Source organism: Noviherbaspirillum sp., assembly GCF_035254685.1.
In the GTDB taxonomy this organism is placed as follows: Bacteria; Pseudomonadota; Gammaproteobacteria; order Burkholderiales; family Burkholderiaceae_D; genus Noviherbaspirillum.
The window spans coordinates 188,051-200,615 of the sequence record NZ_DATFAI010000041.1; the positions used below are offsets into that span (position 1 = coordinate 188,051).

General features: G+C 62.0%; 15 protein-coding genes. 11 read left to right on the forward strand and 4 right to left on the reverse strand.

The genetic code is table 11. The annotated features are described in order from the left end of the window. Positions 1 to 26 precede the first annotated feature (26 nt). The 7 genes from otnK to VJ698_RS18525 all read left to right on the forward strand — a co-directional run bounded on the left by otnK (position 27) and on the right by VJ698_RS18525 (position 6,045). Positions 27 to 1,295: a 3-oxo-tetronate kinase gene (otnK, locus tag VJ698_RS18495; RefSeq protein WP_324104274.1), complete on the forward strand. Its 1,269-nt coding sequence runs from the start codon at positions 27 to 29 to the stop codon at positions 1,293 to 1,295. Continuing rightward, on the forward strand, positions 1,292 to 1,930 hold the full coding sequence (gene otnC, locus VJ698_RS18500; protein WP_324104275.1) for a 3-oxo-tetronate 4-phosphate decarboxylase: 639 nt from the start codon (positions 1,292 to 1,294) through the stop codon (positions 1,928 to 1,930). The genes otnK and otnC overlap by 4 nt, the downstream gene beginning before the upstream one ends. Before the next feature lie 11 nt (positions 1,931 to 1,941). After that, positions 1,942 to 2,715 carry a 2-oxo-tetronate isomerase gene (gene otnI / locus VJ698_RS18505; protein WP_324104276.1) on the forward strand — a complete coding sequence of 258 codons (774 nt, stop codon included), beginning with the start codon at positions 1,942 to 1,944 and terminating at the stop codon, positions 2,713 to 2,715. A gap of 43 nt (positions 2,716 to 2,758) precedes the next feature. After that, a complete protein-coding gene (locus VJ698_RS18510) occupies positions 2,759 to 2,905 on the forward strand; it encodes a hypothetical protein (RefSeq protein ID WP_324104277.1) in 147 nt (48 codons plus the stop codon). Positions 2,906 to 2,952: 47 nt separating this feature from the next. Further along, a complete protein-coding gene (locus VJ698_RS18515) occupies positions 2,953 to 3,888 on the forward strand; it encodes a TRAP transporter substrate-binding protein (protein ID WP_414691190.1) in 936 nt (311 codons plus the stop codon). A 360-nt stretch (positions 3,889 to 4,248) separates the two neighbouring features. Next, complete coding sequence (locus VJ698_RS18520; protein ID WP_324104279.1) at positions 4,249 to 4,743, forward strand: TRAP transporter small permease; 495 nt, start codon at positions 4,249 to 4,251, stop codon at positions 4,741 to 4,743. A gap of 24 nt (positions 4,744 to 4,767) precedes the next feature. Next, a complete protein-coding gene (locus VJ698_RS18525; RefSeq protein ID WP_324104280.1) occupies positions 4,768 to 6,045 on the forward strand; it encodes a TRAP transporter large permease in 1,278 nt (425 codons plus the stop codon). Between the two features lie 21 nt (positions 6,046 to 6,066). Here VJ698_RS18525 and VJ698_RS18530 read toward each other — a convergent pair whose 3' ends face one another. After that, positions 6,067 to 6,597: a GNAT family N-acetyltransferase gene (locus tag VJ698_RS18530; protein WP_324104281.1), complete on the reverse strand. Its 531-nt coding sequence runs from the start codon at positions 6,595 to 6,597 to the stop codon at positions 6,067 to 6,069. A 425-nt stretch (positions 6,598 to 7,022) separates the two neighbouring features. On the opposite strand from VJ698_RS18530, the gene VJ698_RS18535 reads away from it, so the two are divergent. Continuing rightward, a complete protein-coding gene (locus VJ698_RS18535) occupies positions 7,023 to 8,705 on the forward strand; it encodes a polysaccharide deacetylase family protein (RefSeq protein ID WP_324104282.1) in 1,683 nt (560 codons plus the stop codon). A gap of 32 nt (positions 8,706 to 8,737) precedes the next feature. On the opposite strand, the gene VJ698_RS18540 is transcribed toward VJ698_RS18535, so the two are convergent. Continuing rightward, positions 8,738 to 8,932 (reverse strand): oxidoreductase-like domain-containing protein, encoded by a 195-nt coding sequence (locus VJ698_RS18540; RefSeq protein WP_324104283.1) that lies wholly within the window; start codon positions 8,930 to 8,932, stop codon positions 8,738 to 8,740. A 126-nt stretch (positions 8,933 to 9,058) separates the two neighbouring features. On the opposite strand from VJ698_RS18540, the gene VJ698_RS18545 reads away from it, so the two are divergent. The 3 genes from VJ698_RS18545 to VJ698_RS18555 are packed head-to-tail and all read left to right on the forward strand — an operon-like array spanning position 9,059 to position 10,008. Further along, positions 9,059 to 9,280, forward strand: a complete 222-nt coding sequence (locus tag VJ698_RS18545; protein WP_324104284.1) for a hypothetical protein — start codon at positions 9,059 to 9,061, stop codon at positions 9,278 to 9,280. Positions 9,281 to 9,290: 10 nt separating this feature from the next. Continuing rightward, the gene (locus VJ698_RS18550) at positions 9,291 to 9,581 is read left to right on the forward strand and encodes a hypothetical protein (RefSeq protein WP_324104285.1); all 291 of its coding nucleotides are present in this window, start codon (positions 9,291 to 9,293) and stop codon (positions 9,579 to 9,581) included. Continuing rightward, positions 9,562 to 10,008: a thioesterase family protein gene (locus VJ698_RS18555; protein WP_324104286.1), complete on the forward strand. Its 447-nt coding sequence runs from the start codon at positions 9,562 to 9,564 to the stop codon at positions 10,006 to 10,008. The genes VJ698_RS18550 and VJ698_RS18555 overlap by 20 nt, the downstream gene beginning before the upstream one ends. A gap of 149 nt (positions 10,009 to 10,157) precedes the next feature. Here VJ698_RS18555 and VJ698_RS18560 read toward each other — a convergent pair whose 3' ends face one another. Together VJ698_RS18560 and VJ698_RS18565 are read right to left on the reverse strand one after the other, a co-directional pair. Then, entirely contained in the window at positions 10,158 to 10,739 is a 582-nt protein-coding gene (locus tag VJ698_RS18560) for a chalcone isomerase family protein (RefSeq protein ID WP_324104287.1), read from the reverse strand. A gap of 59 nt (positions 10,740 to 10,798) precedes the next feature. Continuing rightward, positions 10,799 to 12,478, reverse strand: coding sequence for a methyl-accepting chemotaxis protein (locus VJ698_RS18565; protein WP_324104288.1), 1,680 nt, complete (start codon positions 12,476 to 12,478; stop codon positions 10,799 to 10,801). Positions 12,479 to 12,565 lie beyond the last annotated feature (87 nt).

Sequence of the window (12,565 nt, forward strand, 5' to 3'; positions counted from 1 at the left end):
CAAGACCTAACCAAGAAGGCGAGGACATGACCCTCTTACTCGGCTGCATCGCGGATGACTTCACCGGCGCGACCGACCTGGCAGGCATGCTGGTGCGCGCCGGCATGCGCACCGTGCAAATGATCGGCGTGCCGGAAACGCCACTGCCGCCAGACATCGACGCGGTGGTCATTGCGCTCAAGTCGCGCACCACTCCGGCCGCCGATGCGGTCAGGGAATCACTGGCGGCGCTGAAGTGGCTGCAGGCCGCCGGCTGCCACCAGGTCTATTTCAAGTACTGTTCCACCTTCGACTCCACCGACGCCGGCAACATCGGCCCGGTCACCGACGCGCTGATGCGCGCACTGAACACCCGCTTCACCATCGCCTGCCCCGCCTTCCCCGAAAACAAACGCACCATCTTCAAGGGTTACCTGTTCGTCGGCGACGTGCTGCTGAGCGAAAGCGGCATGCGCGACCATCCACTCACGCCGATGAAGGACGCCAACTTGGTGCGCGTGCTGCAGCGGCAGACGGATCGCAAGGTCGGACTCATCAACCATGAAGCGGTGCGCTCCGGCCCGGACGCAATCGTCTCGCGCATGGACAGCCTGCGCAGCGAGGGCTTCGAGATCGCCATCGTCGACGCCACCTCGAACCAGGACATGATGCGCATCGGCGCTGCCTGCGCGGGGCTGCCGCTGATCACCGCCGGCTCAGGCGTCGCGCTCGGCCTGCCTCAGAATTTCCGCAAGTCCGGCCTCTTGAAGCAAGACGCAACGGCGGACCAGCTGCCCGTCCCGAAGGGATTGCGCGCCGTGATCTCGGGCAGCTGCTCGGTGGCGACGCAGGCGCAGGTGGCGGACTACATCGACGACGGCCGCCCTGCCTTCGCTGTCGATCCGCTGCGGCTGGCCACCGGCGCCGACGTGGTCGGCGAGGCACTGGCATGGGCCGCGCCGCTGCTGCAGGACGACACGCCGCTGATCTACGCTACCGCCAGCCCGGACAGCGTGAAGATGGTGCAGACACAGCTCGGCGCCGAACGCGCCGGCGCGCTGGTCGAGCAGGCCCTGTCGGCCATCGCGCTGGGACTCGTGGAGCGCGGCGTGCGGCAACTGATCGTGGCCGGTGGCGAGACCTCCGGCGCGGTGGTCGCCGCACTCGGCGTGAAGGGCCTGCACATCGGCCCGCAAATCGATCCCGGCGTGCCGTGGACCACGAGCCTGGGCGAACCTTCGCTGGCGCTCGCGCTCAAGTCCGGCAATTTCGGCACTGTCGATTTCTTCACCAAGGCATGGAGGGTCCTGCCATGAACGAATCCACATTGCGCGAAGCAATCTGCGAGGTTGGGAAATCGCTCTACGACCGCGGCCTGGCGACAGGCAGCAGCGGCAACATCAGCGTGCGGCTCGACGACGGCTGGCTGCTGACGCCGACCAATTCCTGTCTCGGCCGCCTCGATCCGGCGCGCCTGTCGAAACTCGACTGGACAGGCAAGCTGCTGTCGGGCGACCCGGTATCGAAGGAGGCCTTCCTGCACAGCGCCATGTATGAAGAGCGCAGCGGCGCCGGCGCGATCGTGCATCTGCACTCCACGCACTGCGCGGCGGTGTCGTGCATGTCCGGCCTCGATGCATCCGATTGCATTCCGCCGCTCACCGCCTACTTCGTCATGAAGATCGGCAAGCTGCCGCTGATTCCCTACCACCGTCCCGGCGATCCGAAGCTCGGCGACGCCATCCGCGGCCCGGCGCGCAAGCATGCGGCCGTACTGCTCGCCAACCACGGCCCGGTGGTATCCGGCGCTACGCTGGATGCGGCGGTCAATGCGATGGAAGAACTCGAAGAAACCGCGAAGCTGTTCCTGCTGTTGCGCGGCCATAACCCGCGCGTGCTGAGCGAAGCGCAGATCGACGAACTGCGCCAGGCGTTCAGGCTCGACCACTGAAAGGAAATCCCGTGCCCCAATTTGCCGCCAACCTCACGATGATGTTCAACGAGGTGCCTTTCCTGCAGCGTTTCCAGGCTGCCGCACAAGCCGGTTTCAAGGCTGTCGAATTCCTCTTTCCTTACGAGCACGCGCCGGAAGAGATCGCCGCGCAGCTCAAGGAAAACCACCTCGAGAACGTGCTGTTCAACATGCCTCCCGGCGACTGGGCGAAAGGCGAGCGCGGCATTGCATCGCTGCCAGGGCGCGAAGCGGAATTCCGCGAGGGAGTGGCGACGGCGATCAGGTACGCGAAGGCGCTCGGCACACCGCGATTGCATGCGATGGCAGGCCTGCTGCCGCAGGGTGCCGACCCGGCGCAGCATCGCGCCACCTTCATCGCCAACCTGCGCTACGCGTGCGCCGAGGCTGCGAAGCATGACATCACCGTACTGATCGAGCCGATCAACACGCGCGACATCCCCGGCTATTTCCTCAACACGCAGGCCGATGCGCATGCGATCCGCGAGGAAGTCGGCGCGCCCAACCTGAAGGTGCAGATGGATTTTTACCATGTGCAGATCGTCGAGGGCGACATCGCGATGAAGGTGCGGCGCTACCTGCCGCACATCGGCCATATCCAGATCGCCGGCGTGCCTGAACGCAATGAACCGGACACCGGCGAAGTGAATTACGGCTATCTGTTCCGCCTGCTCGACGAACTCGGCTACGACGGCTGGCTGGGCTGCGAATACCGTCCCGCGAAAGGCACGGTCGAAGGGCTCGGCTGGATGAAAGCGCTCTGATCCATGGCTCCGGCGTACAGGGGACGATGCATCGGCGCCGGCGATGAACAACAACAACATCAAGGGAGACAGCCTATTGCACCTCACTCGCATCTTCATGGCCGGCATCCGCGCCGGCGAACGGTTTTCAACCCGGCAGCACCTTCAAAGCACCACGAACTCCCCCTCACAAACAGGAGACTTACAATGAAAGCTTTCCGCTCCAGCCTTATCGCAGTTGCCGTATCCGGCCTGGCAATGGCCTTTGCATCGCAGGGCGCATCGGCGCAGACCGTCATGCGCATCAGCGTCTCGACCGCGCAGAATTCGCACCAGGGCGTCGCCATCGACACGCTGGCAAAGGAAGTCGAGAAGCGCACCAACGGGCGCTACAAGATCCAGACCTTCTATTCCGGCGCGCTGGGTGCGGAGCGTGAAGCGGTCGAAGCAGTGCAGCTCGGCACGCAGGAACTGACCTGGACCTCCACCGGCCCGATCCCGAACTTTGTGCCGGAAGTGAAGATCCTCGACGTGCCCTTCCTGTTCCGCGACTACGCGCATGCGCGCGCCGTGCTGGACGGCCCGATCGGCCAGGAGATGCTGAAGAAGTTCGACAGCAAGGGCATCAAGGCGCTGGCCTGGGGCGAGAACGGCTTCCGCCACATGACCAACAACAAGCGTCCGATCAATACGCCGGAAGACATGAAGGGCCTGAAGATGCGCACCATGGAAAACCCGGTGCACATCCAGGCGTACAAGGGCTTTGGCATCATCCCGACGCCGATGGCTTTCACCGAAGTGTTCACTGCCCTGCAGCAGGGCACGGTCGACGGCCAGGAAAACCCGCTGTCGGTGATCACCGCCAACAAGTTCGAGCAGGTGCAGAAGTACCTGACGCTGACCGGCCACGTTTATTCGCCGGGCGTGTTCCTGATGAACAAGGCGGCCTTCGACAAGCTGTCGCCGGCTGACCAGAAAGCCTTCCTCGAAGCCGCGAAGGTTGCCGCCAAGGCCAACCGCGACCGCGTCGATTCCGACGAGAAGACCGCTGTCGCCGATCTGCGCGCCAAGGGCATGCAGGTGGTCGACAAGGTGGACAAGGCCAAGTTCCAGGCCGCGCTCGCGCCGGTGTTCGTCGACTTCGAGAAGCAGTTCGGCAAGGCCAATCTCGATCGGATCAAGGCGGTGAAGTAAGGAAGCGAATGAAGCGCCTCTGTGCAAAGAGGCGCTTCGTTTTCGTTCCCAGTGTTGTTTCCATAAAGGCGCACTGGTGTCCGGAATCGTTTTGTTAACAAGTCATTGAAGCCTTGAAGACCTTGAGCCGGCAGAGAATGAACCATGTTGCCGGCTTGATTTCGCAGTCGAGCTCCTTCCCCCTTGCAGGGGGAAGGTTGGGATGGGGGTAGTGAGCTTGAATTCACGTCTACGATAGCTCAACCTCACTACCCTCACCCTACGCCGGGCGCCCCTAACCCTTCCCCTGCAAGGGGGAGGGAATAGTGCGCTGATGTATTTAACGTAGCGGCACCGAAGACCTGACCGATAGAGAACACTATGAAATCTGCTTTCCTGGCGGTGGAGCGCCGCCTGACCGCCCTGTCCATGGGCATCGCCTGCCTCATGCTGATCCTGTCAGCGTCCCTGGGCATGTTCCAGATCCTGACGCGCTTCGTGTTCGAGCAGCCAGCCGAATGGACGGAAGTGCTGATCCGCTTCTTCCTCATCTGGATGGTGTTCATGGGACTGCCGGAAGCCTTCCGGCTCGGGTCGATGGTGTCGATCGACCTCATGCACCGTCTGTCTCCGCCAGGCTTTCGCCGCGTGCTCGAAGGCGTGATCGCGCTCCTTTCGCTGGCGCTGCTCGCCGTGATCATCTGGTACGGCTGGGATTACGCCCAGCGCGGCAGCGTGCAGACCATGGCCGGGCTGGAATCGATATCGATGTTCTGGGCCTATGTCGCCATGCCGGTCGGTGGCCTGTGTGCGATCTTCGGCGTCGTCGGCAACTTCCTCGACCCGAAGCACGAAGAACTGGAAACCGCTCAATAACCACCACACGATCAAGAGTCCATCATGTCCCTCACCATGCTCATCACGATGATCGTGTGCTTCGCGATTTCGGTATCCATCGCGGTATCGATCGGCCTGGCCAGCGTCGTCGGCATTTCCGTCTCCCACGCCAACATGCTTATTGCGGCCAAGGAGATGTTCACCTCGATCAACAAGTTCCCGCTCGCGGCGATTCCCTTCTTCATCCTCGCCGGCAACCTGATGGAAACCGGCGGCATTTCGAAACGCCTGGTTGAATTCGCCAAGTCGCTCGTCGGCGGCATCCAGGGCGGGCTGGCCGCAACCTGCGTGCTGACCTGCATGATCTTCGCGGCGGTGTCCGGCTCCTCGGTCGCCACCACCTTCGCCATCGGCTCCATCCTGATCCCGGCGCTGGTCAAACATGGCTATCCGGTCAACTATGCCGCCGCGCTGCAGGCCACCTCAGCCGAACTCGGCGTGATCATCCCGCCGTCGATTCCAATGATCCTGTACGGCGTCTCGGCGGAAGTCTCGATCGGCGAACTGTTCATGGCCGGCTTCGGCCCCGGCATCCTGATCGGCGTCGCGCTGATGGCCTTCGTGGTGGTGTATGCACGCATCAAGGGCTACGGCAAGAATGACCACGTCGGCAAGCTGCCGGTGCTCGTCGCCGCGAGGCAGGCCTGGCTGGCGCTGCTGATGCCCGTGATCATCCTCGGCGGCATCTACGGCGGCGTCTTCACGCCGACGGAAGCTTCGGTGGTCGCGGTGTTCTACGCGCTGATCCTCGGCGTGTTCATCTATCGCGAAACGAAACTCGCTGACGTGCTGCGCATCGTCAGGAAATCCGTGCTGTCGTCCGCGGTGATCATGTTCATCATCGCCAATGCCGGACTGTTCAGCTTCATGATTACCCGCGCCGGCGTGCCGGAAGCAATCGGCGCCTTCCTGGCCGACACGCTGAAGAGCCCGCATTACTTCCTGCTGGGCGTGAATGCGGCACTGTTCGTGATCGGCATGTTCATCGAAACCTCCGCATCGATCATCGTGCTCGCGCCGATCCTCGTGCCGGTCGCAATCAAGTTCGGCGTCGATCCGGTCCATTTCGGCATGATCATGATCGTCAACCTCGCGCTCGGCATGATCACGCCGCCCTTCGGCGTGAACCTGTTTGCCGCCTGCACCGTGGCGAAGATCTCGCTCGACCGCATGATCCCGCGCCTGATCCCCTTCGTGCTGGTGGTGTTGACCTGCCTGATGGTCATCACCTACTTCCCGCCGCTGTCGCTGTTCCTGCGCGACCTGATGTATGTGAAGTAGGCCCGTACCAGGAGCGCGCTGTCAAACGACGGCGCGCCCCGTTCCCGATCGCCACAGGTAGAACTTCGTATCCACGGCGACCAGCGGAAAGGTCGCCGGCAGGGCCTCTTTCGCCATCTCGGCAAATCCGTTTTTCTCGTAGAAGCGATGTGCGGCCAGGTACTTGGCCGTTGTGCCGAGGTATACCTCGTGCATTCCCTGCTGCGCGCACCAGTCCAGCAAGGTGCCCAGCAGCCGTTGCGCCACGCCATGCGCCTTGCCGCGGTATTCCGCCTGCACGAACATCTTGCGCAATGTCCCCTGACCATTGCCGATGTCGATCAGCGCAATCGTTCCGACGACGCGGTTCTGCTCCAGCGCGACCCAAAAGTTTCCTGCGCCTCGCTGATAGAAACCTGGTATGTCCAGCAGGTCGGGCTGGTCTTCAAGCGTAATCGGTACCTGGAATTCATCCTGCTGGATCGGCAGAATCACGGACAGCACGCCGTCGGCGTACTCCGGGGAGAAGGTTCTTGTTTCGATCATTGTGAAGTTCATCGTCATGGTTGGCATGGCAGCGGACTCCATGCAGGGCTCGGCGTCTGTGCCGGGCCATCAGATTACCATCGATTCCGGGACCATCAATTTGAATGGAGCGCGCTGCATATTGCACTATCGCACCATCGCACCATCGCACTCGTTCATATCCTGGCTTTCCTCGCCAGCCTTGCGGGCGTGACCTATCTGCGGAGAAATTTCGCTCTTTCCTTACCTCCGCTCAATGCAGGATGCGATTTGACGAGTCTCAACGGTGAAAAGAAAAGCAAGACTAGACTGTTCGGTAGTACCAGACACCTGTTCGGAGAAAATCAATGCGAATGTCGGAGGGGTGCAAACTATTCGGGCTGTTGCTTCTTTCAATCCTGGGACTGGGAGGGTGCGGCGGCAACAGCGACTCTCTCTCCACATCCCGCGCAGGACAGGCTTCCGGCAGCAGCATGGCGCTCGCCGAGACGGTGGTCGAAACCTGGACCAAGTGCGCCGATGAAAATGGCACCTGCACCTTCAGCGGTACCACGCAGGTGCGCTATGGACTGAACGGTACCTGGGCGACGCTCACCGCCACCGGATCGATCGGCTGCAACAACAACGTGTTCGGCGATCCGCTGCCCGGTGCAGACAAGATCTGCGAATACCTCACCACCACGACCACGGAGCCCCCGCCACCGCCACCACCTCCGCCGCCGTCGGACGTGACCTGGACCAAGTGCGCGAACGAGAACGGCATCTGCACGTTCACCGGAACCAGGGATGTGCGTTATGGGCTGAACAGCACCTGGGTGACGCGTACCGCGACCGACTCGATTGCCTGCAACAACAATGTGTTCGGCGATCCGCTGCCGGGCGCGGACAAGATTTGCGAATACGCCTCGACCACGACGGAACCCCCTCCTCCGCCGCCACCACCGCCTCCGCCACCACCTCCGCCCACGGATGTGACCTGGACCAAGTGCGCGAATGAGAACGGCGTGTGTACCTTCACGGGGACCAGGGACGTGCGTTACGGGTTGAACAGCACCTGGGTGACGCGCACCGCCACCGGCTCGATTGCCTGCAACAACAACGTGTTCGGCGACCCGTTGCCGGGCGCGGACAAGATCTGCGAGTACGCCTCGACCACGACGACGGAACCGCCGCCACCGCCGCCGCCAAGCGGCGATTGCAGCGGCATCATCGACCAGTGCTTCGACTTCACCGCGTCGAAGGTGGCGAAGTACAAGGACAACAAGGTCGCGGCAGCGTCATACACGTTCGATGACGGCTATCCGTCCGCCGCCAAGATCGCGACGATCTTCGAGGACCGTGGCTTGCGCGCGACCTTCTACATCATCGCGAGCACGGCGGACATCGCCGGCTGGCCGCTATGGCAGAGCCTTGCAGGAAAAGGGCACGAGATCGGCAACCATTCGATGACGCACACCATCGACATGTCCGACCCGACGCTGCCCGACTCGACGCTCTTCACGGAAATCAACGATGCGCAAACCGTGATCGAGCAGCACATCGGCGTCAAGCCGCTCACCTTCGCGTTCCCGTGGCATGCGTACACGGCGCATGCGCTGAGCATTGCCGAGCAGAGCCATTACGCGGTGCGCAAGGTGGCAATGGATGATCCGACGTATCGCTGGGCCTTCTTCGACCAGGACCACACGCCGACGCTTGCCGACGCGCTGAAGAATGCGAACGATACGCTGAGTGAAACTGTTTCGATTGGCGGCTGGATGGTCGCCGGCGGACATGGCGTGGACGGTGACGGCTGGAGCCCGGTGACATCGCAGTTCCTGATCGACCACCTGACCTACGCCAGCCAGTTCTCATCGAAACTGTGGATCGATACCCTGCTCAACGTGTCGCGCTATCGCCAGTGCCGTCCGCAGGTGACGCCGGTGGCGACAGTCGCCTCGTCGACCCAGGCCACGGTACGGCTCGACGGCGCGGCCACGCCGGGACTGTGCTCGTCGCCGCTCACCGTGACGATCCCGGTAAAGGCCAACTTGAACGGCCAGGTGCAGGCGCGCACGACGACGGGAACGACGGTGCCGACCACGATCTCGGGCGGCGTGCTGATGTTTGACGTGGTGCCGGGACAGCAAGTGGTGCTGACGACCACGACGAACTGATTCGGGTTTCTGCGACGCATCGCCCCGCGGCATCAGCCTGCGGGGCGATTGTCTTTCTTGCGCTGTCTTTCCTCCCACGCCGCGAAGTCGGCGCGGTATCGCTCCAGCTCTTGCGCATACCAGTCGAAGACGCACGGATCGCATCCGCTCTGGCAGCATTCTTCATCGCCCGGCCGTTCCGGCTGCATGGGGGGCGGGTCGTCTTTCTCGTCGGGAATCTGGGGCATGGCAGGAAACAATCACACTTTCCGACAAGTGTAACGTCATCTTCTCCGGTCTGCTTCCGCGCCCGCGTACGACCGGAACATTAGGCATCCCGCTTTGTCGCAACTGATTTGAAACAGGAGCTTGACATGAACTCCAGGACGAACAGTACGCAGGACGACAACCGCGCAGAAAAGCAAGGCAAGGATGAAGGCACGCTGGAAAAAGTCGCGCGCTTCATCGACCCGCCGGGCAGGGAAATCAGCGACGAGGAATTGTCGGACCCGGGAGCGAACATTCCCTCTCCCGCACCGGGAAAAGCCCAGCCCGGCCGGAAGGCATCAGGCAACAAGCCGGAGCAGGACCGTTGATCCATTACTCATGGCATTCTCACAACACCAGGAAGATGGGCGCGAGGGCGGCGAGCATCGCCACCACCAGCAAGGTCACAAGCATCGGGATTTTCACAGGCGCGGCCCTCCTGCCGAAATAGCAATGCGTGGCAATGCGGTTTTGAGGCCGGCGGGCCGCATTTGTTCACGTATTGCTGATCCTTTCACTGGCGCAGGCCATGTCAACGGGCGCATTGCCGCGTCGAAAGGTAAAATGCGCCAGTCGCGCGAAGCGGCATTCCCTGCAAACGAGATCCACGATGGCCCGCCTGAAACTTGAATTCCCCGAACACCAGTACTACTACTCCACGCAACTCACGGTGCGCGTGACCGACATCAACGCCGCCAACCATCTTGGCAACGACTCGATGATCTCGATGATTTCCGAAGCGCGCGCCCGCTTCATGTTTGAATTCGGCATCGAGGAAAACCGCGAGGACGGCATCGGCATCATCGTGACCGACCTCGCCACGACCTACAAGACCGAAGCGCACGCGCGCGACCATTTGCTGTTCGAAGTCGGCGTGATGGATTTCAACCGATACGGCGGCGACATCACCTTCCGCATCACGCGCCCAGCGGACGGAGCGATGGTGGCGATGGCCAAGTCGGGCTTCGTATTCTTCAACTACAAGAGCCGCAAAGTCGTGCCAATGCCGGAAGCGTTCCGCGAAAAATTCCCGAACGCGAACTGGGTCGACGCGTAGCGCATCCAGGCAAAGCTCCTGGATAACGGACAGCGGGCCTCATCCACGCAAAAAATCCCTTGTCCACGGAAAACACGAAAAACACGAAATTCAAAAATATTTTCCGTGCTTTCCGTGCTTTCCGTGGACACAGTCTTTTTTGCGGTCAGTCAGTTACCAATGAGCGCCTGCTTCAGGCTGCTGTCGGCCGGCTTTTCACCCAGCCAGATTTTCAGGAAGGCATTGTAGAAGGCGACGTCCGGCAGGATGTCGCCGACGCGCTTGTCGTTCACGAGCACGTGCATGCCTGAGCCCGGGATCCAGTCATTGGTGATGGTGTCGCCTGCCTTCAGGGCAGGGATGGAGGCAAAGATCTCGCCCATCTTGACGGTCTGGTTGACGAATTTCGCCTTCTCCGTCTTGTCGGAATTCTTGTTCAGGCCGTCCATGAACGCCTGGCCCATTTCATCGCTGCTGATGTCGCGCAGCAGCACCATGCGCATGCGGCGCGGGCCATTCGATGCGAGGATATCCTGCACGGTCTTTTTCTTTTCCGGCAGGTAGAGCCCGGCTGCATAGACCTTGAAGATTGCCCAGCTGCGAATGCCGGCGCCGTTCAGTTTCAGTTCCTGGTTGGCCACGCGCACGCTGTCTTCCAGCTTCACGCCGCCCACTTCCGCTGCCATCACACCCTGGTTCAGCCCTGCCACCAGGCACCCCATGGCGAGCAGCCACTTGATGCGTTTGTTCATGTTCACGCTCCCTTTAATTTCTTATGTTGTCGTCACGGGTCGTTCGCCGGTGCATGCCGTCAGAACTCCTCCCAATTGTCGTTGGCACCTGCCGGTGCGCGGGGTGCCGCCGCCAGCTTCTTCACCTTCGCTTGCACGCGCGGTTTTGCCACGGGTGCCTCGATCTTTCCTGTGTGGCCGTTGAGCGCCGGCGCGCCGTCGACCTTGAATACGCTCACCAGTTGCGCCAGTCCGGCAGCCTGGTTCTGCATGGTTTCCGCCGAAGCCGCCGCTTCCTCGACCAGCGCCGCGTTCTCCTGCGTCACGCCATCCATCTGCACGATCGCGTGGTTGATCTGCTCGATGCCGGCGCTCTGTTCCTGACTGGCCGCAGTGATCTCGTGCATGATGTCGGTCACGCGCCTGACACTGGCGACCACTTCGTCCATCGTCGCGCCGGCCTGATCGACCAGCTTGCTGCCTTCGGCGACCTTGTCGACGGAATCGCCGATGAGCGTCTTGATTTCCTTCGCCGCCGATGCGGAACGCTGTGCCAGGCTGCGCACCTCGGAAGCGACCACCGCGAAACCGCGGCCCTGCTCGCCGGCGCGCGCCGCTTCCACTGCGGCATTGAGCGCGAGGATGTTGGTCTGGAAAGCGATGCCATCGATCACGGCAATGATGTCCACGATCTTGCGCGAGGAATCGTTGATCGAGCCCATGGTCTGCACCACCTGCGACACGACCGCGCCGCCCTTCTCCGCCACTTCCGATGCGGAAGCGGCGAGCTGGTTCGCCTGGCGCGCATTCTCCGCGTTCTGGCGCACCGTGCTGGTCAGCGTGCCCATCGATGCCGCCGTCTGCTGCAGCGCGCTGGCCTGTTCCTGCGTGTGCGCGGAAAGGTCCATGTTGCCGCTGGCCATTTCACGCGATGCTGAGGCCATCGTCTCTGCACCGCCGCGCACATCGTCCACGATCTTCGACAGGCTTTCATGCATGCCCTTGAGCGCTTCCATGAGCTGTCCGGTTTCATCGCGCGTCGTGATCGTGATCCGGCTGGTCAGGTCACCGTCGGCGACGCGTTTGGCGATGCGCACGGCATCGGTCAGTGGCGCGGTGATCCTGCGCGTGGTGAGGAAACCGACCAGCACGCTCAGCACGCCCGCCACGGCGGCAAGCACCAGGATCAGGTAACCGGTGCGATGCGCCGCCTGCGTGGAAACATCGCCGGCTTTTTCCATCTCGCTGTTCTGGTGCTTGATGAAGGCGTCGAGCTGTTCGAAATACTTGAGCTGCAAGGGCCGCACCGAGAACATCAGCTTGACCATCGCCTCGTCTTTCTTGTCCTCATTGACTAGCGCAACGAACTTGTCCTGCGCCGGCACGAACTTGTCGCGCAGTGCGGCGATCGCCTTCACGTGTGCGCGGCCTTCGCTGTCGGTGATGCTCTTCTGCAGGCTGGCAATCGCCTCGTCCATGTTCTTCGTGCGACGGGCGATATTCACGATCTCTTTCTTGATCTGCCCGGCGTCGGCCATGATCAGCACGTTGAGCATGCTGCGGGTGCTTTCGTTGAGGTCGTCCTTGACGGTGTTGGCGGCGACCGTCTTCGGATAACGGTCCTTGACCATCGTCGTGATTTCACCCGTGAGGCTGTTGATCCGGATGGTGGACAGTGCCGCGAGCAAGACCAGCAGTGCGGTAACGACACCGAATGCCAGTGCCAGGCGCTGGCCGATGCGCAGTCCGTTGAGTTTCATTTTGCCCCCTGTGACCACTGTGGAAAGTGGCAATGTGTATTGCCCGTCACGCGCGGGCCGGCAAGGATGGTCTTCTGGTATTCGCCA

Excerpts from the sequence above, each read along its gene's own strand:
- VJ698_RS18510 (WP_324104277.1), top strand. The coding sequence starts at position 2,759 with ATGAACAACAACAACATCAAGGGAGACAGCCTATTGCACCTCACTCGC.
- VJ698_RS18540 (WP_324104283.1), bottom strand. The coding sequence starts at position 8,932 with ATGCCCCAGATTCCCGACGAGAAAGACGACCCGCCCCCCATGCAGCCG.
- VJ698_RS18565 (WP_324104288.1), bottom strand. The coding sequence starts at position 12,478 with ATGAAACTCAACGGACTGCGCATCGGCCAGCGCCTGGCACTGGCATTC.
- otnK (WP_324104274.1), top strand. The coding sequence starts at position 27 with ATGACCCTCTTACTCGGCTGCATCGCGGATGACTTCACCGGCGCGACC.
- otnC (WP_324104275.1), top strand. The coding sequence starts at position 1,292 with ATGAACGAATCCACATTGCGCGAAGCAATCTGCGAGGTTGGGAAATCG.
- VJ698_RS18520 (WP_324104279.1), top strand. The coding sequence starts at position 4,249 with ATGAAATCTGCTTTCCTGGCGGTGGAGCGCCGCCTGACCGCCCTGTCC.
- VJ698_RS18535 (WP_324104282.1), top strand. The coding sequence starts at position 7,023 with ATGGCGCTCGCCGAGACGGTGGTCGAAACCTGGACCAAGTGCGCCGAT.
- VJ698_RS18550 (WP_324104285.1), top strand. The coding sequence starts at position 9,291 with ATGGCATTCTCACAACACCAGGAAGATGGGCGCGAGGGCGGCGAGCAT.
- VJ698_RS18555 (WP_324104286.1), top strand. The coding sequence starts at position 9,562 with ATGGCCCGCCTGAAACTTGAATTCCCCGAACACCAGTACTACTACTCC.
- VJ698_RS18525 (WP_324104280.1), top strand. The coding sequence starts at position 4,768 with ATGTCCCTCACCATGCTCATCACGATGATCGTGTGCTTCGCGATTTCG.
- VJ698_RS18515 (WP_414691190.1), top strand. The coding sequence starts at position 2,953 with ATGGCCTTTGCATCGCAGGGCGCATCGGCGCAGACCGTCATGCGCATC.
- VJ698_RS18560 (WP_324104287.1), bottom strand. The coding sequence starts at position 10,739 with ATGAACAAACGCATCAAGTGGCTGCTCGCCATGGGGTGCCTGGTGGCA.
- VJ698_RS18530 (WP_324104281.1), bottom strand. The coding sequence starts at position 6,597 with ATGCCAACCATGACGATGAACTTCACAATGATCGAAACAAGAACCTTC.
- VJ698_RS18545 (WP_324104284.1), top strand. The coding sequence starts at position 9,059 with ATGAACTCCAGGACGAACAGTACGCAGGACGACAACCGCGCAGAAAAG.